General features: G+C 45.0%; 20 protein-coding genes and 1 pseudogene. 5 read left to right on the top strand and 16 right to left on the bottom strand.

Annotation, left to right across the window (positions count from 1 at the left end; translation table 11 throughout):
- Positions 1–12: 12 nt before the first annotated feature.
- The 11 genes and pseudogenes from SCB77_RS23170 to SCB77_RS14610 form a co-directional block, all read right to left on the bottom strand.
- Positions 13–339 (bottom strand): glycoside hydrolase family 95-like protein, encoded by a 327-nt coding sequence (locus SCB77_RS23170; RefSeq protein WP_380935774.1) that lies wholly within the window; start codon positions 337–339, stop codon positions 13–15.
- 84 nt (positions 340–423) lie between these two features.
- Positions 424–1445 (bottom strand): annotated as a pseudogene (locus SCB77_RS23165) (glycosyl hydrolase family 95 catalytic domain-containing protein); the annotation flags it as partial.
- Positions 1446–2160: 715 nt separating this feature from the next.
- Positions 2161–3402: a glycoside hydrolase family 88 protein gene (locus tag SCB77_RS14650; RefSeq protein WP_320182757.1), complete on the bottom strand. Its 1242-nt coding sequence runs from the start codon at positions 3400–3402 to the stop codon at positions 2161–2163.
- Positions 3403–3575: 173 nt separating this feature from the next.
- Positions 3576–3935: a CoA-binding protein gene (locus tag SCB77_RS14645; protein WP_320182756.1), complete on the bottom strand. Its 360-nt coding sequence runs from the start codon at positions 3933–3935 to the stop codon at positions 3576–3578.
- Between the two features lie 15 nt (positions 3936–3950).
- Positions 3951–5138, bottom strand: coding sequence for a serine hydrolase domain-containing protein (locus SCB77_RS14640; protein ID WP_320182755.1), 1188 nt, complete (start codon positions 5136–5138; stop codon positions 3951–3953).
- Positions 5139–5334: 196 nt separating this feature from the next.
- Positions 5335–6972, bottom strand: a complete 1638-nt coding sequence (locus SCB77_RS14635; RefSeq protein ID WP_320182754.1) for a 2-oxo acid dehydrogenase subunit E2 — start codon at positions 6970–6972, stop codon at positions 5335–5337.
- A 45-nt stretch (positions 6973–7017) separates the two neighbouring features.
- Positions 7018–8013, bottom strand: coding sequence for a pyruvate dehydrogenase (acetyl-transferring) E1 component subunit alpha (pdhA, locus tag SCB77_RS14630; RefSeq protein ID WP_320182753.1), 996 nt, complete (start codon positions 8011–8013; stop codon positions 7018–7020).
- Between the two features lie 146 nt (positions 8014–8159).
- On the bottom strand, positions 8160–9548 hold the full coding sequence (hisS, locus tag SCB77_RS14625) for a histidine--tRNA ligase (protein ID WP_320182752.1): 1389 nt from the start codon (positions 9546–9548) through the stop codon (positions 8160–8162).
- A gap of 42 nt (positions 9549–9590) precedes the next feature.
- Positions 9591–10343, bottom strand: a complete 753-nt coding sequence (gene rnc / locus SCB77_RS14620) for a ribonuclease III (RefSeq protein WP_320182751.1) — start codon at positions 10341–10343, stop codon at positions 9591–9593.
- Positions 10344–10423: 80 nt separating this feature from the next.
- A complete protein-coding gene (fabF, locus tag SCB77_RS14615; RefSeq protein WP_320182750.1) occupies positions 10424–11677 on the bottom strand; it encodes a beta-ketoacyl-ACP synthase II in 1254 nt (417 codons plus the stop codon).
- Positions 11678–11699: 22 nt separating this feature from the next.
- Positions 11700–11939: an acyl carrier protein gene (locus SCB77_RS14610; protein ID WP_189626650.1), complete on the bottom strand. Its 240-nt coding sequence runs from the start codon at positions 11937–11939 to the stop codon at positions 11700–11702.
- Positions 11940–12199: 260 nt separating this feature from the next.
- Between SCB77_RS14610 and SCB77_RS14605 the strand changes: the two genes are divergently transcribed.
- The 4 genes from SCB77_RS14605 (at position 12200) to SCB77_RS14590 (ending at position 18042) form a co-directional block, all read left to right on the top strand.
- Positions 12200–12706, top strand: coding sequence for an IPExxxVDY family protein (locus SCB77_RS14605; protein ID WP_320182749.1), 507 nt, complete (start codon positions 12200–12202; stop codon positions 12704–12706).
- Positions 12707–12835: 129 nt separating this feature from the next.
- A complete protein-coding gene (gene pyk / locus SCB77_RS14600) occupies positions 12836–14266 on the top strand; it encodes a pyruvate kinase (protein ID WP_320182748.1) in 1431 nt (476 codons plus the stop codon).
- A gap of 199 nt (positions 14267–14465) precedes the next feature.
- Positions 14466–17141 carry a TonB-dependent receptor gene (locus tag SCB77_RS14595; protein ID WP_320182747.1) on the top strand — a complete coding sequence of 892 codons (2676 nt, stop codon included), beginning with the start codon at positions 14466–14468 and terminating at the stop codon, positions 17139–17141.
- The gene (locus tag SCB77_RS14590; protein WP_320182746.1) at positions 17134–18042 is read left to right on the top strand and encodes a GLPGLI family protein; all 909 of its coding nucleotides are present in this window, start codon (positions 17134–17136) and stop codon (positions 18040–18042) included. Before SCB77_RS14595 ends, SCB77_RS14590 begins: the two co-directional genes overlap by 8 nt.
- 47 nt (positions 18043–18089) lie before the next feature.
- Here SCB77_RS14590 and SCB77_RS14585 read toward each other — a convergent pair whose 3' ends face one another.
- Both SCB77_RS14585 and SCB77_RS14580 read right to left on the bottom strand, forming a co-directional pair.
- Positions 18090–18455 (bottom strand): MmcQ/YjbR family DNA-binding protein, encoded by a 366-nt coding sequence (locus SCB77_RS14585; RefSeq protein ID WP_320182745.1) that lies wholly within the window; start codon positions 18453–18455, stop codon positions 18090–18092.
- A gap of 2 nt (positions 18456–18457) precedes the next feature.
- Entirely contained in the window at positions 18458–19009 is a 552-nt protein-coding gene (locus SCB77_RS14580) for a thioredoxin family protein (protein ID WP_320182744.1), read from the bottom strand.
- Between the two features lie 223 nt (positions 19010–19232).
- Between SCB77_RS14580 and dnaK the strand changes: the two genes are divergently transcribed.
- Positions 19233–21140, top strand: coding sequence for a molecular chaperone DnaK (gene dnaK, locus SCB77_RS14575; protein ID WP_320182743.1), 1908 nt, complete (start codon positions 19233–19235; stop codon positions 21138–21140).
- A 54-nt stretch (positions 21141–21194) separates the two neighbouring features.
- On the opposite strand, the gene SCB77_RS14570 is transcribed toward dnaK, so the two are convergent.
- The 3 genes from SCB77_RS14570 to SCB77_RS14560 form a co-directional block, all read right to left on the bottom strand.
- Positions 21195–21893, bottom strand: coding sequence for a TIGR02117 family protein (locus tag SCB77_RS14570; protein WP_320182742.1), 699 nt, complete (start codon positions 21891–21893; stop codon positions 21195–21197).
- Positions 21894–21976: 83 nt separating this feature from the next.
- The gene (locus SCB77_RS14565) at positions 21977–22891 is read right to left on the bottom strand and encodes a nucleotidyltransferase family protein (RefSeq protein ID WP_320186627.1); all 915 of its coding nucleotides are present in this window, start codon (positions 22889–22891) and stop codon (positions 21977–21979) included.
- 57 nt (positions 22892–22948) lie between these two features.
- The gene (locus SCB77_RS14560; protein ID WP_320182741.1) at positions 22949–24505 is read right to left on the bottom strand and encodes a helicase HerA-like domain-containing protein; all 1557 of its coding nucleotides are present in this window, start codon (positions 24503–24505) and stop codon (positions 22949–22951) included.
- Between the last annotated feature and the right edge of the window lie 38 nt (positions 24506–24543).

Here is a 24543-nt window from a genome sequence, read left to right as displayed (position 1 = left end):
CATGTTCGTGGATCAATTCCCCTGCAACAGCAGCGTAGCGCCCTTGGGAATTTCAAATAGGTAAATGCCGTTTTGGTTTTCCAATAGCTTGATACCTTTTTTTGTTCCTTTCCAGCTTAGCCGTCCATCGAGATTGGGTTTGATCTTGATTTGTCCATCTTGCTCACTAAAAATCCTAACATGTACATTCTTGCCGGCTTTTCTTTCTGCAGAAATCAAAAAAGCGCCATCCGTTCTAAAATGCTCAAAAGATACATCCTGCCAGCCCTCCGGGATAGCCGGAAAAACGCGAACAGTGCCATTCCAATATTGCAAACATAGTTCTTGTATACTAGACATGGCAGCCAAGGGAGTTTCTATGACAGGCCCTGTCTCGGCATACAGCGTATTCGGTTTCACATATTTGTTGAGCAACACTTTCAAGGAACGGAGCGCTTCATCCCCCTTTCCCATCATGGCATACATCGAGGCGGCACCAGAGAATGAGTATCCCTGAAGAAACCGGTCTTTGCTTTGCCAATGAGCAATCGATCGGCTGATCAGTTCGCGATTTTCCTCTTGATCCCAATTGACCAAATAAAAAGGATATATCATCATCAAGTGGGAATAGTGTCGATGGGATTCCGCATAAGGCCGATCCTTGCAATCATAAATCCATCTTCATTCTGAGGAAACTCCCGTAAATTCAACAATACATCTTTCCATTGTTGGTTTAAAGCATCTTTCCCACCCCGTTCTTCATCCAAAGAAATCAGCGCTGTTAGTCCCCATTTTAATATAGACAGGTCGTAATTGGTATCATAATCGTAGGACTTGGGGTATTCCGGCGAATGTGTTCTAACGGCTACATGATACTTCCCCTGTTCGTCCCTTTCCAACAGGTGGAGGTAATAATTAACCGCCCGTTTCAACAAGGGAAACAAGGTATCGTAAACTTTCGGATCCATAGAATAACGATAGTATTGATAGTAACTATGCATCATCCAGGTCAGGTTTCCCAGTTCTTTTTTACCGTCTTCCCAAGTGCTACCATCTTTACCACGTTCTAACCATACGGGACTAATCATGTCGGGAGCAGAACTTCGCCCAATCGCTGCACTATTGTATCGGTAAGCCTCCGGCACATTGCCGATCAGGTTATCGACATTACGATCAATCATTTGCTTTAAGGATTTGGCGATTTCCAAATGATTAGCGGTGAACACGGGCGAATAGGCAAGCTGAATGTTTAGATTGTGCCAATAGGCGGGCCATGGCGTGCTCGCTGTCCAAGGCCCCTGTAGATCCATAGCAGGTCTATCTTCACGGGTAGCACAAGCTAGCTTATACAGTTGCATATCATAAAATTGCTGCAGCGCCACATCGGGCACGAGCAGTTTAGATTTTTCATAATACTCCGTCCAATGCCGTGTATGTTTGGCGAGTTCATCATCCAGTTTGTTCATCCGAAACGCATTGACTTGCGCGACGGCCTCGGTTATATAATCCTCCGAACCCGAGTTGTAACCAACGCTGATCACATACAGCAGTTTATCCTTTTTTCGAAAAGCTTTCCATGCCGTAGCGTATCCACCACCTGCAAGAAGGGGTTGCTTATATACGCTGACACCGTCGATTTCCAAAAAAGAGCCCTTTGGATTTGCCGGATAGTGGTCAGGTTGTTGGGCATGGGCAAATTTAGTTCGCGGACTGATTGCCTCTTCCGGAATCCAGTTCACTGTTTCGAGGAGTGAGCCGCTGCTCAACGGCGATATTTCGAGATAAATCAGATTTCGATGCGCAAACGTAACCGTTTTCACGTGGAATGCACCTGAAGCCGTTTCGATTTTCGCGACAGCGATGCCCTTTTTGTATTGTATCTCTGCGGATGCCTGACGGATGCTATCGGGCAATACAAATTCAAAGTGGCCAATCGGCAGCCTCGCCTTATCGAAAAGCGCCGACTCTTTATTTTCGCGGTGATCGTATACATCCGTGCGCCCGATGTCTACCCGAAAGGCGTTGCTCGTTTTCAAATAGGTCATTGAACCCAACAGTCCATTTCCCGCGAAGGCACCCGTGTAGATCGTTTTCCCTAAAGATTTTACGGGAAAATTGTCCCGCGCCGCAGCATGAAAGAATGCCGCCACAGCTAGAAAAAATAGCAAATATCTTTTCATATCAATTGATGCTTGCTATAATTGGCTTACCTTGCAAAAGACGCTGGTATCTGATCAATGCTTCCACATAATAATAATCAGCGTAGGTTAAGGGAACGTCCACTTCGGAATTTCCGGGTATGGAACCCACACTATGCTTTAAGATAAATCCACCATTCGATCCCTGCGGAGCAAGATAGGGTGCTGCAGAAAGATTGCGTAAAATGGTCTCTGCCGACTGTAGATAGCTTTCCGCGGTGTTGGCATCCACATACTGCGACAATTCCAGCAAGGCCGAAGCATTAAGCGCAGCAGCAGATACATCACGCAGATTTCTATTTGCATAGGTCTTGGCGTCGGAAGGAATCTTATCTTTATCAAAGTCCCAATAAGGAATGAGATCGCTTGGTAGCGCGGGATGCGTTAAGATAAATTTTGCTATATGATTTGCTTGTACCAAGTACTGTTGATCAGCAGTCTCTCGAAACATCATCGTGTAGCCATACAGCGCCCAAGCCTGTCCTCTTGCCCAAGCCGATTCATCAAATGCCCCTTGATGTGTTTTCTTCGCTATTACATCGCCGGTACGCGCATCGTAATCTAGCACATGATACGAACTAAAGTCTTTGCGAAAATGATTCTTTAGGGTCGTATTTGCATGTGCGATCGCGATATCACGAAATCGATTGTCACCGCTGATCTTCGACAACTCCATCAAAAACTCCAAGTTCATCATATTATCGATGATGACCGGATACTGCCAAGGTTGATGGTCCCAAGATCGAATAGTCTTGGTCGTAGGATTGAAACGCGTTGCCAAAGACTCTGCACCAGTCAGCAAAACATCTCGATATTGGATAGAATCCTTTGACAAACGCCAGGCGTTGCCAAAGCTGCAAAACAGCATAAAGCCGAGATCGTGCGTACCCCTATTGTGCTGTTCCTTATTTAGCGGCACCAACTTGTTAAGTCCTAATCGCAGCAACTTTTTCTCTCCCGTTCCTTCGTAAAGATAGAGCAACGTTCCTGGATAGAATCCCGAACACCACCACGAGGAACTGGAAAATTTGTATGCCCCATTTTCGAAGGTACGCGGAAATTTATCTGCCGGCGTATGCTCGGCCAACAGCATAATCTGTTGGGAGGCCGCAAGCAGCTGCGTATCGATAAAATCTGAGGTCAAATGCAGCATAGCTTTTTGTTGCGCATAGCCGACATGGAACGCCGTAATAAAAAGAATAAAAATATAATATAGAATTCGCATAATTTAATGTTTACGAGGTTAAACATAAGCATTATGCATACAGATACAAAGGCCGTTATAGCAAGTAAATCAGCGAAAACGATTGAAAACAGTGCGCAAACGATTGCCTAAAATAAAAAACCACCTGACGATGGAGATCATCCGGTGGTTTTCAAGCACGTTGAATTAGCGTGCTAATATTGTCCTGTGTTTAACATCACCAGCGTACAAGCTTCGATACTTGAGATTCCGGCAGCGCTAAGCTTTGCACGCAACTCTTCATTTTCCGTTCCCGGGTTGAAGATTACGCGATTGGGTTTTGTATTTAAAATATAGTCGTAATAGGGAGCTTGGTTTTGCGGCCCCACATACAGGGTGATGGTATCAATGTCGGAATAGGGTTCTCCTGCTTGCTCGATATCTACACCCGCCACCGCGCCTACTTTACGTCCTACGTTAACGATAGGATAGCCCTTTCTCGCCAACTTATTGGCTACTAAATAGGAATATCGCGCCGGATTGGTACTTGCCCCTAAAATAAGCGTTTTCTTCATAACCTTGTTCTAAATTTAATTAACGATAAAATCACCATTTGCGTTGTACGCATTTTGCCTCAAAATAGGCATTTTTAAGATCTTATACAAGTCGTCCAGCTTCACCAAACTGCCATTGGCCATATTGGAGAGGAGCACGATGGTGATATCATCGGTCAGGTCGCGCACGTAGAGGTTACGGAAGCCGTGCCACCAACCCGTGTGGTATACAATTTGTGCTTCTTTAGGCGAAAATGTACGCCAGCCATAGCCATAGCTAAACAGGCTTCGTTTGGCATCACTACGCGGCACATAAGCGGAATCCAATAACGCCTTATCCAAAACACGCCCTTCTTTTAAGGCAATATCCAGTAAAAACAAATCCTGCACCGTACTGTATATTCCCTTGTCGCCTACCGGGCCATCTAGAAAGTTTTGCACCACCGATCGGCGCCATACCTTGTCATGTCCAACGACATTGGTCGGAATTTTTTCGTAAACCGCTTTAGAGAGCACGGCGGTATGCTTCATCCCTGCCGGGTCAAACACCGTTTCCTTCATGTAGACGCCAAAATCCTTGCCTGTAATCTTTTCGATAATAGAGGCCAACACCATAAAATTGGAATTGTTATACAGGAACCTTCCATCGGGAGCGCCGTAGCGTGCCGGCTTATGCTGCGCAAGTAAGCTCATGGCATCCATGTTGCTCATGGGCTTTTTCTTATCGGGCCACACGTCCTCGGCAAAGTAAACATAGTTGGGAAGCCCGCTACGGTGGGTCAACAGCATCTTGATCGTTACACCCGGATAGGGAAAGTCAGGAAAGAAGTCGTTGACGGTTTGATCGAGTCGCAGTTTGCCGGTTTCCACGAGCTTTAGGGTACCCAGCGAGGTCAACGGTTTCGAAAGCGAAGCCAATTCAAATTTGGAATGAATATTCAAGCTATCCTTCAGCAGATAGTCAGCCCAACCAAACGTGTTCTGATAGATAATCTTGCCTGCCTTGGCCACTAGTACCGCCCCATTAAAGGCCGACTTCTTATGTAGGTTCTGCATAAAGGCGTCGATGTCCTTATCTGCATTTGCCGGGTCGTATGATAAGGCTATGCTATCCTTCTCGCCCTGCTTCTGTACAATTTCTTTCTGTTTTGCTTCCGGTGAGGAACAGCCCACCAACCCCAAAAATGCAGTAAAATACACTGCGCGTAAAAAATTTATGCTCACTATGCTTCCTCGAATATGTTTATATCGTATTGAAATACCGATTTATCCAAAATAGCACTTATTCATATAAAAGTCAATAAAAAAGAAAATTCTTTATTCCTTCAAGACGAAATTTTTACAGAGGATCGATAGGCACCCTAAAACAAAAGCACCTTGGGTTTTCCCAAGGTGCTTTCAAACATCTATAAATTCTATGTTATGCTAACAAACGGATTGGCGCTTCCAACAAACCTTTCAATGTTTGAAGGAATGCAGCTCCTGTTGCACCATCCACTACGCGGTGGTCACAGCCTAACGTTAATTTCATGATATTACCCGGTACAATAGCTCCTTCTTTAACAACAGGTACTTGTTGAATAGCACCTACAGAAAGGATCGCTCCATCCGGAGAATTGATAATCGAGGTAAACTCATCAATACCGAACATCCCTAGGTTGGAAACCGTGAAGGTAGAACCTTCCCAATCAGCAGGTTGCAATTTCTTTGCTTTTGCTTTTTGTCCGTATTCTTTCACTTCAGCAGAGATATGAGAAAGTGACTTACCATCTGCAAAACGTACTACAGGTACCAATAAACCATCTTCTACCGCCATAGCAACACCTACATTTACATGCTCGTTGAAACGGATCTTATCACCTCTCCAAGAAGAGTTGACAGCAGGATGTTGCTTCAAGGCAACAGCAACTGCTTTGATCACGATATCGTTGAAAGACACCTTAACCGGTGCTACCGTATTGATTTGGCCACGTGCTGCGATAGCATTGTCCATATCGATAGAAATCGTCAAATAGAAGTGAGGAGCAGTGAACAAGGATTCGCCCAAACGGCGTGCAATGGTTTTACGCATTTGCGAAATACCTTGCTCGGTATATTTCTCTTCGCCGATAAACTGTGGCAATGTAATAGACTTTGTTTCAGGAGCAGCACTTGCCGCTGCAGCCGCCGCTTTAGGCGCTTCCGCTTTTGCAGGAACAAATCCTTCCACATCTTTCTTCACAATACGACCGCCATCAGCAGAACCTTTAACGTCGTTTAGGTTGATGCCTTTATCTTTGGCGATTTTACGTGCCAAAGGAGACGCTTTCACACGGCTGTCATCATCAGCTTTCGTTTCCGCACTTGTAGTTTCTTCTTTAGCCGAAACTTCTTTCTCTTCCGATTTTTCTGCTTTCGCCTTCGGTGCTGCGCCCGACGACTTCTGCTTCAATAACGGAGCAACATCTGTTCCGGCAGGGCCTACAATAGCGATGATATCATTTACCTTCGCCGCTTGGCCAGCTTCAACGCCGATATGCAACAAGGTGCCTTCAGCATAAGCCGTTACTTCCATAGTCGCTTTATCGGTTTCTACGTCAGCGATGGCATCATCAGATTTGATCGCATCACCAACTTTGAAGTTCCACTGCGCGATTACGCCTTCAGTCATCGTATCACTCAATAACGGCATCGTGATTACCGTACAGCCTAGGTCATCGGCAGACACGTCGCTATCCGCAGACGCTTCTTCCTCTTCTTCGGCAGGAGCAGCTTCTTCTTCTTTTTTCTCTTCTTTCGCAGGGGCATCACCACCGTCCAACAACGCTTGGTAATCCTCACCCTCTTCGCCCAAAACAGCAATCACGGCATCAATAGCAACCGCTTCGCCTTCTTTTGGGCCGATGTACAATAGCGTACCTTCTTGGTACGACTCAAAGTCCATCGTTGCTTTATCTGTTTCCACTTCAGCGATCAAGTCGCCTGAGCTTACTTTGTCACCGACTTTTTTGTGCCACTTAGCGATCACACCTTCGGTCATGGTGTCGCTCATTTTAGGCATTTTTACTACTTCAGCCATGTTGTATAGTAGATTATATCTTTAAGTTAAAGTAATTCGAATTAATTAGTCCATTATAAAAGGATAGTCCTCTTGTACATAGACATCTTTGTAGATTTCAGAAGCATCTGGATAAGGAGATTCTTCTGCGAATTTAACAGAATCCTCTACAATTTTCTTGATCTCGGCATCCACTTCCGCAAACCAAGCATCATCTGCGTATTTGTTTTCTACGATAGCCGCTTTGGTTGACAACAATGGATCTCTACCTTTGAATTCTTCCAATTCCTCTTTCGTACGATATTTAGCTGGGTCGGACATCGAGTGTCCTTTGTAACGGTAAGTACGGATTTCCAAGAATGTAGGACCTTCACCCGCACGTGCACGTTGTACAGCCTCGTCCATAGCATTGTGTACAGCAACAACATCCATACCATCTACTGCAGCACTAGGCATATCAAAGCCATGTCCCATTTTGTAGATATCCATCATGTTTGTTGTACGTGCTACAGAAGTACCCATGGCATATCCGTTGTTCTCACAAACGAAAATCACAGGCAATTTCCAAGTCATCGCCATGTTAAGCGTTTCATTGAAAGCACCTTGACGTACAGCGCCATCACCCATATAACATACATTCACGTTGGTATTGCCTAAATATTTCTCTGCAAATGCGATACCAGCACCCAATGGAATTTGACCACCCACGATACCGTGACCGCCCATCATCTTGTGCTCTTTCGAGAAGAAGTGCATAGAGCCTCCTTTACCTTTTGAACAACCCGTGATCTTACCGAACATCTCGGCCATACACGCGTCTGCAGAAACACCTTTTGCTAAAGCGTGTGCGTGATCTCTATAGGCCGTAATAACGGAATCCTCAGGTTTAATAACCGACATCGTGCCCGCCATAACAGCTTCTTGGCCGATATACAAGTGACAGAAACCACGGATTTTTTGTTGCCCGTATAACTGGCCTGTCTTCTCTTCGAATTTACGCATAAGCAGCATAGATCTATACCACTCTAGATATGTTTCTTTTGTTATAGGTGTTGAACTCATTTTAAAGTATTGAATTTCTTTACTAATACGACCACAAATCTAATCATTTAATACGATATTTCGGATAAAATAACGGCAGGAAATGGCGCTTTTTTGTCAAAAATGTGTTTCATGCAGTCCTTCGATTCGTTAAGAAAAACGATCGATTACCCGTTGTTTCGCAATATGTCAATCAACTCTTCGGCGCGCACTTTGCGCTGCTCACCGCTTTGCATATCCTTCAATGAAAGGTCGCCGGATGTGGTTTCTTCTTCACCGACGAGTAGTACATATGGAATCTTCTTGTCATCGGCATAGCCCATCTGCTTTTTCAGCTTCACGGCGGCAGGATAAAGCTCCGCTGCGATGCCTGCGGCACGCAGATCGGCTAACAGACGAAGCGTAAAGGGCTCGATGGATTTGTCAAAATTCACGATCAGCAGTTGTGTTGTAGCAGCGGCGGATGAAGGAAAACGTCCCAGCTCCTCCAGCACGTCGTAAATACGATCTGCGCCAAAGGACACACCAACGCCTGTTAAATCTTTCAAGCCGAACATCCCTGTCAAATCATCGTAACGACCTCCCCCGCCGATGCTCCCCATCGCCACTTCATTGGTCTTCACCTCAAAGATACAACCGGTGTAGTAGTTTAGGCCACGGGCCAAGGTGATATCAACTTCGACAACTTTATCCAATAGGGAAGCCGCAGCAAAATGCTCGACATAGGAAAACACTTCTTCGATCTCCTCGATACCGCGTAAGCCCACAACGGAGGATGCGAGCACCGTTTTCAAGGCCTGCAGTTTTTGGCTATTTGTACCTTCCAGCAGGATAATAGGTTTAAGGAGATCTAAATCTTCCGCCGTGAAACCACGCTCTAGCAGCTCTTTGTTCACGCCATCCAACCCGATCTTATCCAGCTTGTCAATAGCCACTGTCATGTCTACGATCAGCTGGGGCTTGCCAATAACCTCGGCTATACCACTCAAGATTTTTCGGTTGTTGAGTTTGATCGTAAAATCCGTCAAGCCTAGCGCCAATAGCGCTTCATGGTAGATCAGGATAAATTCCGCTTCATTCAGCAAAGAAGGAGAACCCACGACATCTACGTCACACTGGTAGAACTCGCGATAACGACCGCGCTGCGGACGATCTGCACGCCAAACAGGTTGAATTTGAAATCTTTTGAAAGGCAATGCCAATTCATGCTGATGCATCACGACGTAGCGCGCAAAAGGCACCGTTAAATCATAGCGCAAAGCCTTCTCTGAAATATGCGGAATAAGTTTAAGGGCATTCTTGCTGTCCAACAAATCGGATGGCGCTTTCGCTAGGTAATCGCCAGAATTGAGTATCTTGAAAATCAATTTATCACCTTCCTCGCCATACTTTCCGGTCAATGTAGATAGATTCTCGAATGACGGCGTTTGGATCTCATTGTATCCAAATTTTTTAAAGACAGCTTTAAGGGTATTAAATATATGATTGCGTTTCTCCATCTCTAAGGGGGAAAAATCGCGTGTTCCTTTAGCCAAGGAAGGTTTGATCGTTGCCATACGGCAAAGGTAAGATATACGGATGAAAAGCGAAAGCTTAGATTAGCGGGAAAACTCTTCGGACTCGAATATTTTGAGCAGCTCGCAGGCCTTTTCTGCAGCAAGCTTCTCCGCACTTTTCTTGTTGAAATCGCGACCTTGTCCGCAAACTTGCCCGTTGATGACGACATCAACATAGAATAATTTTGAGGAATCGTTTGGCGGATTGAGCACCTGCACAAACTGGATTTCTTTACCGTAATGTTGGCACCATTCGATCAGGCGGCTTTTAAAGTTGGTTTCGGTAACCTCCAGCATATGAATATCGACATGAGGCTTAATAATGCGCGTAAGCAGGAACTCCCGCGTAAATTTATAGCCCTTATCCACATATACCGCACCGATAACGGCTTCAAAGGCATCGCCCAAAAGCGAGCTTTGCTTATTGGGGTAGCTGATCATGCGCGCATCGTACTCGATAAACTCATTGAACCCCAGCTTGCGGGACAGCTGGTTTAAATTAACACGGCTTACAATCTTCGAACGCAGTTCGGTTAAGAAGCCTTCATCTTTGTAGGGATACAACTTGAAAAGCAATTCTGCAACCACCGAGCCCAACACGGCATCACCCAAAAACTCAAGGCGCTCATTACTATTCTTCACTCCATCCTTGATGGCTGTTGCCACGGACTTATGGCGAAAGGCCATTTGGTACAACTTGACGTTGCCGGGAACAAAACCAAGAATGTTCTTTAGTTTACGGATGTAAGCCCTGTGTGGTGAAAAATATAAATAATAAATCCTTGAGAAAGGCATTCTGCAATAAAATAAGTAATAGGCAGTTTCTGTTCGAAACTACCTATTGCACTGTATCTAAATGATCACGTTAACCGGAGTTAGGCGTGATACTTTTTCACAATGATGGATGCATTATGACCACCGAAACCGAAGGTGTTGCTCAATGCTGCATTCACAACGCGCTTTTGAGCGGTGTTGAATGTAAAATTGAGGTTGTTATCGATATTCGGGTCATCGGTAAAGTGGTTAATAGTTGGTGGAACGATATCATTCTTTACCGAAAGAATGGATGCTATCGCTTCGATTGCACCGGCAGCACCTAGCAAATGTCCCGTCATCGACTTCGTCGAACTGATGTTCAATTTGTACGCTTGCTCACCGAACAAATCGATGATCGCTTTGGTTTCACTGATATCACCAACAGGCGTAGATGTACCATGCACATTGATGTAATCAATATCCGTGTAACTAAAATTCGCGTCAGCAATTGCTTTGCTCATCGCCAGCTTCGCTCCCAAACCTTCTGGATGAGAAGCCGTGATATGATAAGCATCTGCACTCATTCCTCCACCAGCAACCTCTGCATAAATCTTAGCACCACGTGCCAATGCATGCTCTAAACTTTCTAAAATGATAGCGCCAGAACCTTCACCAGACACAAAACCATCGCGATCCTTATCAAAAGGACGAGAAGCTGTTGTCGGATCATCGTTACGTGTCGACAAGGCATGCATAGCGTTGAAACCACCAATACCGGCCTCGTTAACCGTTGCTTCCGATCCACCCGTGATGATGATATCAGCCATACCCATACGGATGTAATTGAACGCATCAATCATGGCATTGGTAGAAGATGCACAGGCTGAAACCGCTGAAAAGTTAGGCCCACGCAAGCCGTGACGCATAGAAATGTGCCCCGGAGCGATATCCACCAACATCTTTGGAATAAAGAACGGATTAAACCGCGGGGTACCATCGCCTTTAGCATAGGTTACTACTTCATCCAAAAAAGTCTTTAAACCACCGATTCCTGACCCCCAAATTACGCCAATTCGGTTGGTATCCAGTTGGTCAAATTGTAGCCCAGCATCTTTAACCGCCTCATCTGTGGAAGCTATAGCATACTGAACAAAAGGATCGACTTTGCGAGCCTCTTTACGATCCATAAAATCATGTGGATCAAATCCCTTCACTTCACAAGCGAATTGGGTCTTAAATTTTGATGCATCGAAATGCGTAATAGGAGCAGCGCCGCTTACACCATTAACCAAACCATCCCAATATGCTGAGACGGTGTTGCCTAGTGGTGTAAGAGCGCCTAATCCTGTTACAACTACTCTTTTAAGCTCCATTAAATATGTTTGGCCTAATAAATTAGTTACTAACGTTCTTTTCTAAGTAAGAGATAGCTTGACCTACAGTACTGATGTTTTCAGCTTGGTCGTCAGGAATAGCTACGTTAAATTCTTTTTCGAATTCCATGATCAACTCAACTGTATCAAGTGAGTCTGCACCTAAATCATTCGTGAAGGAAGCCTCTGGTGTTACTTCGTTTTCGTCTACACCCAACTTTTCAACGATAATTGCTTTTACTCTTGATGCGATATCTGACATGATTTTATAGTTTAATTGTTTAATAAATCTGTGCAAAGAAAAATAAATTTCCCCAAATATCAAACCTTTTTGGATTGAAGATTTGAAATAAGAACGTTTTTACATCAGCTTTGTTTTAAAAACCGCCGCTAACAGCCATATACCCAATATTAATAATTTTTTTTTTATCATCCAAGAACTTTGTCCAACATTCGTTTTTAGGTATTAAATTCGGTGATGTCGGGTATTTTTTACTATTTTCGAAGTTCATTTCGATTAGCTTGAGCACGATAAAAAAACAGGTAACCCTCGATCTTGACTTCGACTTGGAGCTGGATTTTGTGTTGGTGGGCATCAGCTCCGCCCTGCGCGACTATCGGCTGTGCCATTTTATTTATAAACATACTGGTCTAGCATTTCGCAGAGGCAAGGAAGATTACCTGGATCATAAGGGCTATGTAAAAGAGAAGGAACGCGATGAAATGGATTACCATATCATCTTCGAAAAAACAAGGCAAAAAGGGCTTATTAAGCATTATTATACCATCTATCGCTACTGCGAAAGTAATTTCGAATATGAGTTCTATCTCCTCAATAACCGTAGTGTGGAGGGAAACATATTGATACCCGAGCTCCCTACCTTCGATTATTTTTTGATGGTCAAGCACTATATCGATCCGGACGACTTGAGGTTACTATTAGACGAGCTAAAGGGAATCAACGAGGTGATGTTGGCAAAAGAATTAGACCCCACCTCATTGAAATCCAAAGAAAATCTTATATTTTAGCACTTTAACACAATCAAAGTGTAAATTTTACACTTTAGTAAACCTAACTTAAAAACAGATTGCTATTTTTGCGTCATAAGTTTTCACAAAAACGAACACAAACGAACATACATTAATAAAATACTGTAAATGAATAAGATTCAAAAAAGGACAAAAATCGTTGCCACACTTGGTCCAGCATCGTCGGACAAGACTATATTGACCAATTTGATTGCCAAGGGTGTGGATGTTTGCCGGTTGAACTTCTCCCATGGAAGTCAAGAAGACCATTTAAAAGTGATCAATACCATCAAAGAAATCAATAATGAGCACCCTTTCAACGTTGGTATCCTAGCAGATTTGCAGGGTCCAAAAATCCGTATTGGTAAAATGAAAGAAGGCGGTGCTGTGTTGATCAATGGCTCTGAGGTTGAAATGACAACAGAAGAGTTGATTGGCGATGAAAACCGTATCTATATTACTTACGAAAACTTCCCTAACGATGTGAAGGAAGGCGAGATCATCCTTTTGGACGATGGAAAATTGCAATTGCGCGTATTATCCACAAACCACAAGGATTCGGTAAAATGTGAAGTGGTTCACGGTGGTGTCCTTACCTCGCGTAAAGGCGTTAACCTGCCTAACACCAAAGTATCCATTCCTTCCTTAACGGAAGAAGATTTGGACAACCTAAACTTTGCATTGGACAACGGCGCTGACTGGATCGCGATGTCATTCGTGCGTTCAGCAGAAGACATCTACCAGTGTAAAGAGATTATCAAGGCAAAAGGTAGCCATGCCTTGGTTATTGCGAAAGTGGAAAAACCAGAAGCAATAGACAATATCGACGCCATTATCGAAGCAACAGATGCGGTTATGGTTGCTCGCGGTGACCTTGGTGTGGAGATGCCGATGGAAGAAGTTCCAGGCTTACAAAAAATGATCGTACAGAAATGTCGCGACCTATCAAAACCGGTTATCATTGCTACGCAAATGCTAGAAAGTATGATCACCACACCTCGCCCTACACGTGCAGAGGTGAATGACGTGGCCAACTCGGTATTGGATGGTGCAGATGCGGTGATGTTGAGCGGTGAGACTTCTGTGGGCGAATTCCCAGAAATCGTTATCGAAACAATGGCTAAGATCATTACCCATGTTGAGCAAACGTCTTATCCGTATTATAGCGCAAAAGCAAGCGTACACGTTACAAAAACACGTATACCAGATGCAATCTGCGGATCGTCGATCCACCTTGCGGCTAGCACAGAGGCTTCAGCTATTGCTGTTATGACTTCTTCTGGCTACACGGCGCTTGAAATTTCGAGCTACCGTCCAAATGCAGATATCTATGTATTCACTGGCAATAAAAAGCTTTTGAACTTATTGAGCCTTGTTTGGGGTGTGCGCGTATTCATCTACGAAAAATTTGAGAGCACAGACGGCACAATCCAAGACGTAAATACCTTATTGAAAGAAAACAATTTGGTAACGTCTGGTCAAATCGTGATCAATACTTCATCTACTCCTTTGCATGAAAAAGGAAGAACAAATACGATCCGTGTTTCTGAAGTAAAATAAGTATATAACGATACAGCATATGAAAAGGCATCTCCAACGAGATGTCTTTTTTTTATCCCAATTGCAAAAAACAGCTATTAGACCGGGACAAACCGGATAAAAAAAACATGTATAACGCTTTGTATCAAAGCTATTACAAGCTATTTTTTAACACTAATTTACTCTATTTCTTTCTTTCTTTGCGCTACCAACGTTAATTATGAAAGGAACTTTTTTACTGTTTTTACTCTTCTTGGTGCAGCAATTGTCTGCCCAGCAGACCATACAAGGAATTGTGGTTGACCAAGCCGATAACGCGGCGCTTAGCAACGCCTCTATTGTACTTCTCGACACCGATTCCATTATGCGCTATTTCACGCGAACAGATGAAAAAGGTAAATTCAAAATTGACAAAGTCGTTAAAGGAACATATCTCCTACTAGCTACCTATCCCAAGTTCGAGATACACAGCCAAAAAGTTAATATCGATCAGCGGGCAATTCAACTGGACAGCATCAAAATCAGCTCGCAGTCCAACCTGCTCGAAGAGGTGGTGATCAATCAAAAGATACCTATCAAAATCAAAGGCGATACCATAGAATACGATGCAGGCAGCTTTGAAACAGAAAAGAATGCCAAGCTGGAGGATCTGCTGCGGCGATTGCCCGGCTTAACAGTTTCGGCATCGGGAGACATCACCGCCCAAGGAAAGACCGTTTCCAAAGTATTGATTGACGGCGAAGAGTTCTTCGGCTACGACCCCAAGATCGCTATCCGCAATGTACGGGCCGACGCGGTAGATAAAGTACAGGTTTATGAACGCAAATCGGAAGAAGCCGAGCTGACCGGCGTGGATGACGGCGTACGCTTACAAACGGTGAATGTCGTGCTTAAAGAAGAAGCCCGCAAGGGAATTTTCGGAAATGCCAACGCCAGTTTTGGCACACAATCTCTGTTTGATGCCAATTTGTTTGCGGCCAAGTTCAACCAAACCGAACGTATCGGCGTAACAGGGAACTGGAACAATATGGGGAACGCGGGTGACGCCAGCAGAATACGGATGAACAACCAGATCATTGGCGACCCCATGTATAAAAGTGCAGGTGTAAACTACGAAAACAACTTCCTGAAGCGCAAGATGCACCTTACATCCAGCTACAACTTCAACAACAATAGCTTGGCCAACGAATCCAACAGCTATAATAAGCGTGTACTGAACAACGATATCACCCAGGAAACCACCCAAGAAGAAAGTTCCTCTTCCGACAATAAAAACAACGTACTACGTGCCCAAATGCGTTACAAAATCGATTCGGTTAGCAACCTGAACATACAGTTGAGCGGCAACCGCGGCATGGGGGAATCGGCGAGTCAATCAACGAGCAGCACCATACGAAACGAAAACACACGCGCCAACGACTTCAACAAAGACAACAGCAGCCGGTCGGATTCCGAAAGCATGGATCTGCGCGCTGACTACCGCAGAAGGCTCAACAAAAATGGGCGTAGCATGAACCTCCACCTGAACACACAGTTTGATAATGCCGAAGCCACGAATCTTGTGGACGAAACGACAAACTACTACGATAGCATTGGCAATTTCGAGCGATCGGTGATCGTGGATCAAACCCGTATAACGGAAAATAGCAACAACAGATTGGGAGCGTCAATCAACTTCAGCGAACCCATTAGCAAACAGCTGAACCTCACTGTTGGCTACTCCTTTAACAGCTCGAAACGAAGTAGCTTGGTTGATGCTTACAACAACAGCGAAACTGACGAGCTGCAGCTGGACACCTTGTATTCCAAAAATCAAAACGATCTGTCGCGCAACAATGGACTAGATCTAAACCTTTCTTATCACACAGAGAAGCTGAATATCGACCTATCCAATAGGGTTTCCTATCGCTACCAAGAATTGACAGACAGCTACCGCGATATTGATCTAAACAGAAATTTTTGGCAGAACAACCTTAATGCGAATATCTCCTACCGAATTAGTAATAGCAAAAGCCTCGCGTTGCGCTACCAAAATACAGCAAATGTACCCAGCTTTGGGCAATTACAGCCGTTACAACCGCCAACCAACGATTTGTATCGACAGCTCGGGAATCCGGATCTGACACGAGAGATCAACAACAGCCTAAATTTTAATTTCAGTAAATTCAGTCTGCTGAAAGCTTCTTCGTTGAACGTCAACGCCAATGCATCGTTCACCAATAATGCCATCGTGAACCGTTCGATTATCGATTCAGTAGGCCGAACCACGGCATCGTATGTAAACATCAGCGACAACACCAACTGGAATGCCCGTATGAACGTGAATTACGGACGTCCCATTTTCAATGGTGTCGTACAATTTGGACCCTTTGCATCGTTATCCTATGACAATAACTACCAATACATCAATGGCGACCTCAACAAAAACAACACCGCCAATGCAAACGTCGGGATAAATGCGAACAAAGAGAACTCGAAGATCGTGGACTTCAATTTCAATATTGGTATCGGTCTGAACAACGAGGCCAACACTATACAAACGCAGTTCAACAACACAGCATTCCGGTCATCGACCAATGCGGATCTGAAGTATATCCTACCCTACAAATTCAGTTTAACACAGGTCATATTCTACAGCTACACCGGCAAGACCAAGGTATTTCCAGAGCCAATACAGCAGTTCTACATGAATTTGGAGCTCACCCGAAAACTATTGAAAAGCGAGGCCCTGCTGATAAGCCTCAAGGCCTTCGACGTTTTCAACAGTTTCAACAATACCAGCCGATCTACGGGCAACAGCAGCTTCTCGGAATCCCAGCAGGCCATGCTATCGCAATATTTTATGGTGGGCTTGAAATGGGATTTCAATAAAAATTTAGGCAAGAAAAATGATTAGAAAGATCTACACATCGCTTGCTATGGCATGCGGCTTTATTTGTACGCTACAGGCACAACACGCTTACTTCCCCAATAAGGGCGTCATCAGTTTCGAGAAAGAGGTCTACTTACGTGCACGTGTGCGGGAGATGTCCAACAATGCGGCAGGGCAAAACCGCGGGCAAAACCGAGGTATGATGATGCGCTTTGGTGGAAATATCGACGATATACCGGAAAAGAATTCCGCTTTTTTCACGCTGCAGTTTGATGAGAACGAAACGCTTATGCGTCCCGTTGAAACGGAAGAACAGACTGCTAGCTCTGCAACACGCAATACTGGTGGGCAAGCGCGGGGTAATGCTGCTGGGCAGGCGCGAGGCAGCAGGACACAGCAGAACAATAATCGGCGCCCCGAAGGCATGGCGAGAGGCGGAATGCGCGGCGGCGGGCAGGAAAAAATATTTTACCAAAATATAGAAGAAGGAACCTCCCTGCTACAGATGGAGCTTGACGAAAAATATCTGTTACAAGACAGTCTACAGCAAATCACGTGGCGCTTCACGGATGAGTATCGCGATATCGCGGGATATGAGTGCCGACGCGTAAACGGCGCAACGCCAGATTCGCTCTATATTATTGCTTTCTACACCGATCAGATACCTGTTTCGGGCGGCCCAGCACTGGTTCACGGTTTACCCGGCATGATCCTCGGATTGGTGATCCCGGAAATGCACATTAATTATTGGGCGCGCAAAATAGATTTCACCGTGGACAACGTGTCCCAAAGTTGGAAAGACAAAAAGGCAAAGGAAATGGGGATGCAGGACCTGTTTCGTTCGTTGGGCAACAACCGCATGTTTGGCGGCGGCTCCAATCCAAATCAGATCAAACGGAACCTATTGGAAAACCTGATCTATTAATAGAGCTGTTCGTTTATATAACCGTAAAGCCTTCTATTGTGGTGGCTTTACGGCAATAAAGCGATACTGTCTTTGACCGCTTTCGTCAACGAATGAAAGACCAATTGGTAACTATGGTCAATCAATTCCTCAACGGCTTTATCCGACAGCTCGCGGTTACAATGCACGGTATTCCAATGCTTCTTATTCATATGGTATCCGGGCAACACGGTCTGCGGATAATCCGCGCGTAACTCGACCGCTCGCTCGGGATCACATTTTACATTGAAGGTAAGTTGATCCACCTGATCAAGACCAACTAAGAGAAAAACCTTTCCGCCAACCTTAAACACAAGGGTGTCCGGACCGAAAGGCAACTCTTCGGTGACCGCTTTTTTGCGGATACAGTATTCGCGGAGCAGTTCAATGTTCATCGTTAGCTAAGTTCTGCGATGAGCTCCTGTTGTAGCGCCTCGCCTTTATCTTCGTTGTACCATTTTTGCATCAGCTCCTTGGTTTCCTCAAAGCTTTTTCCTTCGGCCTTCATGGTCTCAAAAATAGCCTGTAGTGCTTGTGGCCTTGGGCCCCAGATCACCTTGTCATGCCCCACGTCGTTGCGGATGATCAATTTCGGAATCGACTTTCCGCCATTGGTCAGATAGTCTTCAATAAGAAAGGGCTCCGTATCGCGCAGTTGTATATCAAAATCGATATTCGGATTGTTTTTCACCATCTGGTAAAGTTGCGCCACCGAATGGGCAGCATCACCGCACCAAGGCTCGGTAATCACAATCCAGTGCTGATGCTCGGTGATCGAACCTATAAGGTTCTTGACTGTAGCGGTAGGTTCAAAACGCTTTAACCAACGGTTCATACGAGACCAGTTAAGCTTTGTGTAGTTCAGATACTCGTCGTTATCATAGGGGGAAAAATCCTTGGGCGACGCTAAAATCTGTTCGAAATAATCTAAGTATTCCTGAAAGGTCATGTTATTTGTGTTACACGACGAATTTAGCAATTAATTCCCGCTTACAAAAAAAATGGGCAAATCCGGCCAAACTATGACTGGCGGCTAACCAAAATGACAGTTTGGCAGAATCGTCAGGCAAAAAAAAGACATTAATTACGTTTTAGTGACGATTTAGAGCTTGGCATAGCTGTTGATAAGAAGTTACCGGTAATAAATTTGTAAAATAATAACAAAACTAGATATGTCAAAAATTATTGGAATCGACTTAGGTACTACGAACTCCTGTGTTGCTGTAATGGAAGGTAACGAGCCCGTAGTTATCGCAAACAATGAAGGAAAACGCACAACTCCTTCTATTGTTGCTTTTGTGGAAGGTGGAGAGCGTAAAGTTGGGGATCCAGCAAAACGTCAGGCCATTACCAACCCACACAAAACCGTTTATTCTATCAAACGTTTCATGGGTTTATCATTCGATGAATCGGTAAAAGAATCGCAACAAGTGCCTTACAACGTCGTTAAAGGCGATAACAACACCCCGCGTGTTGAGATCGACGACCGTAAATATACACCACAGGAAATCTCGGCAATGATTCTTCAGAAAATGAAGAAAACGGCAGAGGATTTCTTGGGTCAAGAAGTTACAGAAGCTGTTATTACGGTTCCTGCTTATTTTAACGATGCACAACGTCAAGCAACCAAAGAAGCGGGCGAAATTGCAGGACTTACGGTAAAACGTATCATTAACGAACCTACTGCAGCAGCTTTGGCATACGGTCTTGATAAAGCTCACAAAGATATGAAGATCGTTGTGTTTGACTGTGGTGGTGGTACACATGACGTTTCTGTCTTAGAGCTTGGTGATGGTGTATTCGAAGTAAAATCTACCGATGGTGATACACACTTGGGTGGTGATGACTTCGACAACGTAATCATCAACTGGTTGGCAGCAGAATTTGCTAGCGAAAATGGTGGATTTGATTTGAAGAAAGATGCGATGGCATTGCAACGCTTGAAAGAAGCTGCAGAGAAGGCAAAGATCGAGTTGTCTAGCACAACATCTACAGAGATCAACCTTCCATACATCACTGCTGATGCGACAGGTCCTAAACACTTGGTGCGTAGCCTTTCTCGTGCTAAATTCGAGTCTTTGGCGGCGGATCTTATCAAACGTACTATTGACCCTTGTAAATCGGCGTTGAAAAATGCAGGTTACTCGACAGCAGATATCGACGAAATTATCCTAGTCGGTGGTTCTACACGTATCCCTGCTATCGTTGATGCTGTAAAAAGCTTCTTCGGCAAAGAGCCTTCAAAAGGTGTTAACCCTGATGAGGTTGTTGCATTGGGTGCAGCTATCCAAGGTGGTGTATTGACAGGTGAAGTAAAAGATGTGTTGTTGTTGGATGTTACTCCACTTTCTTTAGGTATCGAAACTATGGGTGGTGTGATGACCAAGTTGATCGAGTCTAACACAACAATCCCAACTAAAAAATCAGAGGTGTTCTCTACCGCATCAGATAGCCAGCCTTCTGTTGAAATACACATCCTACAAGGTGAGCGTCCAATGGCTTCGCAAAACCGTACGATTGGTCGTTTCCACTTAGATGGCATCCCATCTGCACCACGTGGTGTGCCTCAAATCGAAGTTACTTTTGATATCGATGCCAATGGTATCATCAAGGTTTCAGCGAAAGACAAGGCGACTGGTAAAGAGCAAAACATCCGTATCGAGGCTTCTTCTGGTTTATCTGATGAGGAAATCCAAAAAATGAAGCAAGAGGCGGAAGCAAATGCGGAATCTGATAAAAAAGTGAAAGAAGAAGCTGACAAAATCAACGCAGCAGATGCTTTGATCTTTACTACGGAAAAGCAATTGAAAGAATACGGAGACAAAATCTCTGCAGACAAGAAAGCACCTATCGAAGCAGGTTTAGAGACGTTGAAAGCAGCTTACGCCGCACGTAACTTTGCCGATATCGATACGGCATCCGCTGAATTGCAAAATGCATGGAATGCTGCATCAGAAGAAATGTATGCTGCCTCACAACAGGGAGGAGCACAACAGCCTCAAGGTGATGCTGGCCAAGCACAAGGCGGCAAGCAAGGTGGTGATGATGTTCAAGACGTAGAATTTGAAGAGGTAAAATAATCCCCCCTTCGTTTAGATAAAGCAAAGCCCGAAGTTGTCAAACTTCGGGCTTTCTTATTGTGGATAATGTCTTAGGATTCCTTTATCGAATACCGTCCAGACTCCGGCGGGCATGTTAGCATATTTCAGCGCCTTGTTCGTCCAAGTATTGCAAGAAAACAATAGGCTATAGGCACCATTTGCTTCGTAAAAAGCATCATCGTTGTTATACTGCGCGTTGGTTTCGATCAGTATGGGCTTCCCTTGACCATCCTTTTCTAAGCTCGTTAGCACATAACTTACCAGTCGGCTGTATTGCGCTCTGGTGATCATCGTTTTACGGCAATATTGATTTTCTTGCATCCGCTTATAATAGGTAACATGCAAGGCCGTTTCTCCGACTCCCAAACCAGCAACGAGCGCTGTTTTCAGTTTCAGGTCTTTCCACTCGGGTGTGTTCAGGTAAAAACCCTTGTCTCCCCATCCAATAGCCACCCAATGCTGCAGGCTGTCCTGTCCTTTGGTATTTCCATAGGGGAAGATATCGTTCCAATCAATGCTATCCTGACGCACCGGCAGGACGATATCCGTATGTACACCGTTAGACAACACGTAAACGGTAATACCATCCTTCGCATAGCCCATTGCCGAGCGCGACGCCGGAATGCGGGACAGGATGAAGTCTCCGGAGAAATAGACAACAACAAATAGAAGCAGCCCCAAGATAATATAGCCGATCACCGCCATTGATTTTAACAGTTTCTTTTTTAACATAACAGCATACCTCTCAAAACAAAAAAGCTGTCTCCGATACAATAAGGACGGAAGACAGCTTAAACACGATCTTACGGTCGTTTCTAGAATAATTTTTCCGGATAGGCGCCTTCGGCAACGAGCTTAGAAATAGACTCTTGCACGATAGCCTTATCCTCTTTATATGTCACCCCAAACCACTTTGAAGAGGTAGGTATTACCTTAAAGTCTGCCATTCCTTTTTTCACCATGTAATCGGGCACCGACGGGATAAAAAATTCCGACTTTGGGTTATCGGCGTTTGCCGCTACAAAATCATGGAACATCCCCTCTGCCACCTCGAAAATCTTGGGCGTAAATCCCCAAAAATTCATGGAAACACGGGTTTCGGGATCAAGATCATGTTGTACGGCATCTTCCTCGTATACGATTTTGCGTCCGCCCTGCTCCGCATCTACATAATAGATATTGGTGCGTTCGGTCACCGACTCCATATGCCCCTCGGCATCTACTTCACAAACGCCACGGGAAACATAGCCGAAATCAGACATGGTATTGCCTACTTGAAAACCCATCAACGCCATCTTGTCATCGGAAACTTCCGTAGTCAAAAACTTAGCCATCTTCATAAAGGAATCTGTTCCATAGAAGTCATCCGCATTGATGACACAGAAAGGCTCGTTCACTTGCTCCTTTGCGCTCATCACGGCATGTGCTGTGCCCCATGGCTTACTACGCTCGATTACCTTATCGATCCCAAATTTCGTTAAATCATAGCTCTGAAAAGCATAGTCCACCTCAATCTTACCCTGCAGTTTAGCATCAAATACTTCGCGCATCTTGTCCAGAAATTCTTCACGAATAATAAAGACGACCTTACCAAACCCAGCTTTGATGGCATCGTAAATAGAATAGTCGATAATGGTCTCACCATGTGGGCCAAACGCGTCAATTTGTTTTAAGGATCCATATCGACTTGCCATCCCCGCGGCAAGAATTAACAATGTTGGTTTACTCATCATTTATCTTTTTTAGTAATGATTACAATCTTAGCTCGGCAAAGATAAACATATTATTTATTTCTTTTTAAAAATGGCACCCAAGATGCCTGAAGCTATTTTGCTCAATATTTTTACACCTTCACGCGCCAATGCACGTGAGGCCTGCGTTTGCGCAGCCTCTAGCGGCGTCTGCCGACGACTTCTCGTGCCACCATCCTTCCCCGCTTTCGATTTCGAAGCTGCTGCCTCATCGCGCGCTGTCTGTTGTGCCGCCACTGCCTCCATCTTTTCATCGACGATCTCGCTTGCACTACGTCGGTTTACGGCTCGCTGGTACTTGCTGGTAAATATCGAAGCGTTGATCAGCGCTTTATAGGTCTCCGCGCTGCATGGCCCCATCACGGCACGCGCCGCCACCAGATGTGTCGCCACCACCTCTGTCGGGATCCCTTTGTCATTCAGCACAGTGATTAAGGCCTGACCTGTGCCCAGCGAGGTCAATATTTTATCGATCTCATAAAATTTAGAATGGGGATACGTGCGTACTGTCTTCCGCAGATTCTCTGCATCATTGGGTGTGAATGCACGTAAGGCATGTTGCACGCGGTTTCCCAACTGCCCAAGCACCGATTCGGGAATATCCGTTGCGGCCTGCGTGCAAAAGAAAACGCCGACACCCTTTGAACGGATTAAGCGGACAATCTGCTCCACTTGGGTTAAAAAGGCCTTCGAGGCACCATTAAACAAAAGATGCGCCTCATCAAAGAAGAACAACAACTTCGGTTTTTCTAGATCCCCCACCTCCGGCAGCTGCTTAAACAGCTGCGACAGGAGGCTCAATAAAAAGGTTGAATACAGCACCGGCTGGTCTTGGATATCCGCGATATTCAACAAACTGATCACCCCGCGGCCATCGATTCGCTCGAACAAGTCTTCAATATCAAATTCTTTTTCGCCAAAAATAGACGCAAGCCCTTGTTGTTCCACGGCGACAATCTTGCGCAAAATAGTACCCGATGTCGCGGTGCTTATTTTACCATAGTCATCTTTAATAGCTGCTGCGCCAGGCCCTTCGCTCAAGTAGGACAAAAGCTTCTTCACGTCTGCAAAATCCACCAAAGGCCAACTTTGGTCTGCAGCATATTTAAATAGAGCAGCCAATACCCCCGACTGCGTATCATTCAAATCTAAAATGCGCGACAAGAGTATCGGACCAAAATCTTCGATCGTGATGCGCATTGGAGCGCCCAGTTTACCGCTGAGCGAAAATATTTCGACAGGAAACGACGTAGGCTCGAAGGGAACGCCCACCAATTTACCCCGCTCAAGCAACGCCTCGTTGGTCGTCCCCGGCTGACTGAGCCCTGACAAATCACCTTTGACATCCAGCATAAACACGGGGACGCCCGCATCGGACAATTGTTCGGCGATAAGCTGTAACGTACGCGTCTTTCCCGTCCCCGTAGCGCCGGCAATCAACCCGTGTCGGTTCATCATCTTCAATGCGAGATTGACCTTCGCCTCGGCCAGCACCTGCCCCTGTAGAATACCGGCACCCAGTTGTATAGCCGCCCCTTTCGGACTGTAGGATGCTGTTATAGCATCGACAAATTGTTTTTTGATATCCTCCATAAGATCATCCTATTAACAGCACACGACAGCGCTTCTGT

Source organism: Sphingobacterium bambusae, from assembly GCF_033955345.1.
Taxonomy (GTDB): Bacteria; Bacteroidota; Bacteroidia; order Sphingobacteriales; family Sphingobacteriaceae; genus Sphingobacterium; species Sphingobacterium bambusae.
The sequence above is the reverse complement of the archived record's forward strand: the minus strand, read 5'-3'. Positions and strand labels throughout refer to the sequence as shown.

Bases quoted from the DNA above. Each gene is read 5' to 3' on its own strand.
- SCB77_RS23170 (WP_380935774.1), bottom strand. From the start codon at position 339: ATGTCTAGTATACAAGAACTATGTTTGCAATATTGGAATGGCACTGTT.
- SCB77_RS14650 (WP_320182757.1), bottom strand. From the start codon at position 3,402: ATGCGAATTCTATATTATATTTTTATTCTTTTTATTACGGCGTTCCAT.
- SCB77_RS14645 (WP_320182756.1), bottom strand. From the start codon at position 3,935: ATGAAGAAAACGCTTATTTTAGGGGCAAGTACCAATCCGGCGCGATAT.
- SCB77_RS14635 (WP_320182754.1), bottom strand. From the start codon at position 6,972: ATGGCTGAAGTAGTAAAAATGCCTAAAATGAGCGACACCATGACCGAA.
- pdhA (WP_320182753.1), bottom strand. From the start codon at position 8,013: ATGAGTTCAACACCTATAACAAAAGAAACATATCTAGAGTGGTATAGA.
- hisS (WP_320182752.1), bottom strand. From the start codon at position 9,548: ATGGCAACGATCAAACCTTCCTTGGCTAAAGGAACACGCGATTTTTCC.
- rnc (WP_320182751.1), bottom strand. From the start codon at position 10,343: ATGCCTTTCTCAAGGATTTATTATTTATATTTTTCACCACACAGGGCT.
- fabF (WP_320182750.1), bottom strand. From the start codon at position 11,677: ATGGAGCTTAAAAGAGTAGTTGTAACAGGATTAGGCGCTCTTACACCA.
- SCB77_RS14610 (WP_189626650.1), bottom strand. From the start codon at position 11,939: ATGTCAGATATCGCATCAAGAGTAAAAGCAATTATCGTTGAAAAGTTG.
- pyk (WP_320182748.1), top strand. From the start codon at position 12,836: ATGAATAAGATTCAAAAAAGGACAAAAATCGTTGCCACACTTGGTCCA.
- SCB77_RS14595 (WP_320182747.1), top strand. From the start codon at position 14,466: ATGAAAGGAACTTTTTTACTGTTTTTACTCTTCTTGGTGCAGCAATTG.
- SCB77_RS14590 (WP_320182746.1), top strand. From the start codon at position 17,134: ATGATTAGAAAGATCTACACATCGCTTGCTATGGCATGCGGCTTTATT.
- SCB77_RS14585 (WP_320182745.1), bottom strand. From the start codon at position 18,455: ATGAACATTGAACTGCTCCGCGAATACTGTATCCGCAAAAAAGCGGTC.
- SCB77_RS14580 (WP_320182744.1), bottom strand. From the start codon at position 19,009: ATGACCTTTCAGGAATACTTAGATTATTTCGAACAGATTTTAGCGTCG.
- dnaK (WP_320182743.1), top strand. From the start codon at position 19,233: ATGTCAAAAATTATTGGAATCGACTTAGGTACTACGAACTCCTGTGTT.
- SCB77_RS14570 (WP_320182742.1), bottom strand. From the start codon at position 21,893: ATGTTAAAAAAGAAACTGTTAAAATCAATGGCGGTGATCGGCTATATT.
- SCB77_RS14565 (WP_320186627.1), bottom strand. From the start codon at position 22,891: ATGAGTAAACCAACATTGTTAATTCTTGCCGCGGGGATGGCAAGTCGA.
- SCB77_RS14560 (WP_320182741.1), bottom strand. From the start codon at position 24,505: ATGGAGGATATCAAAAAACAATTTGTCGATGCTATAACAGCATCCTAC.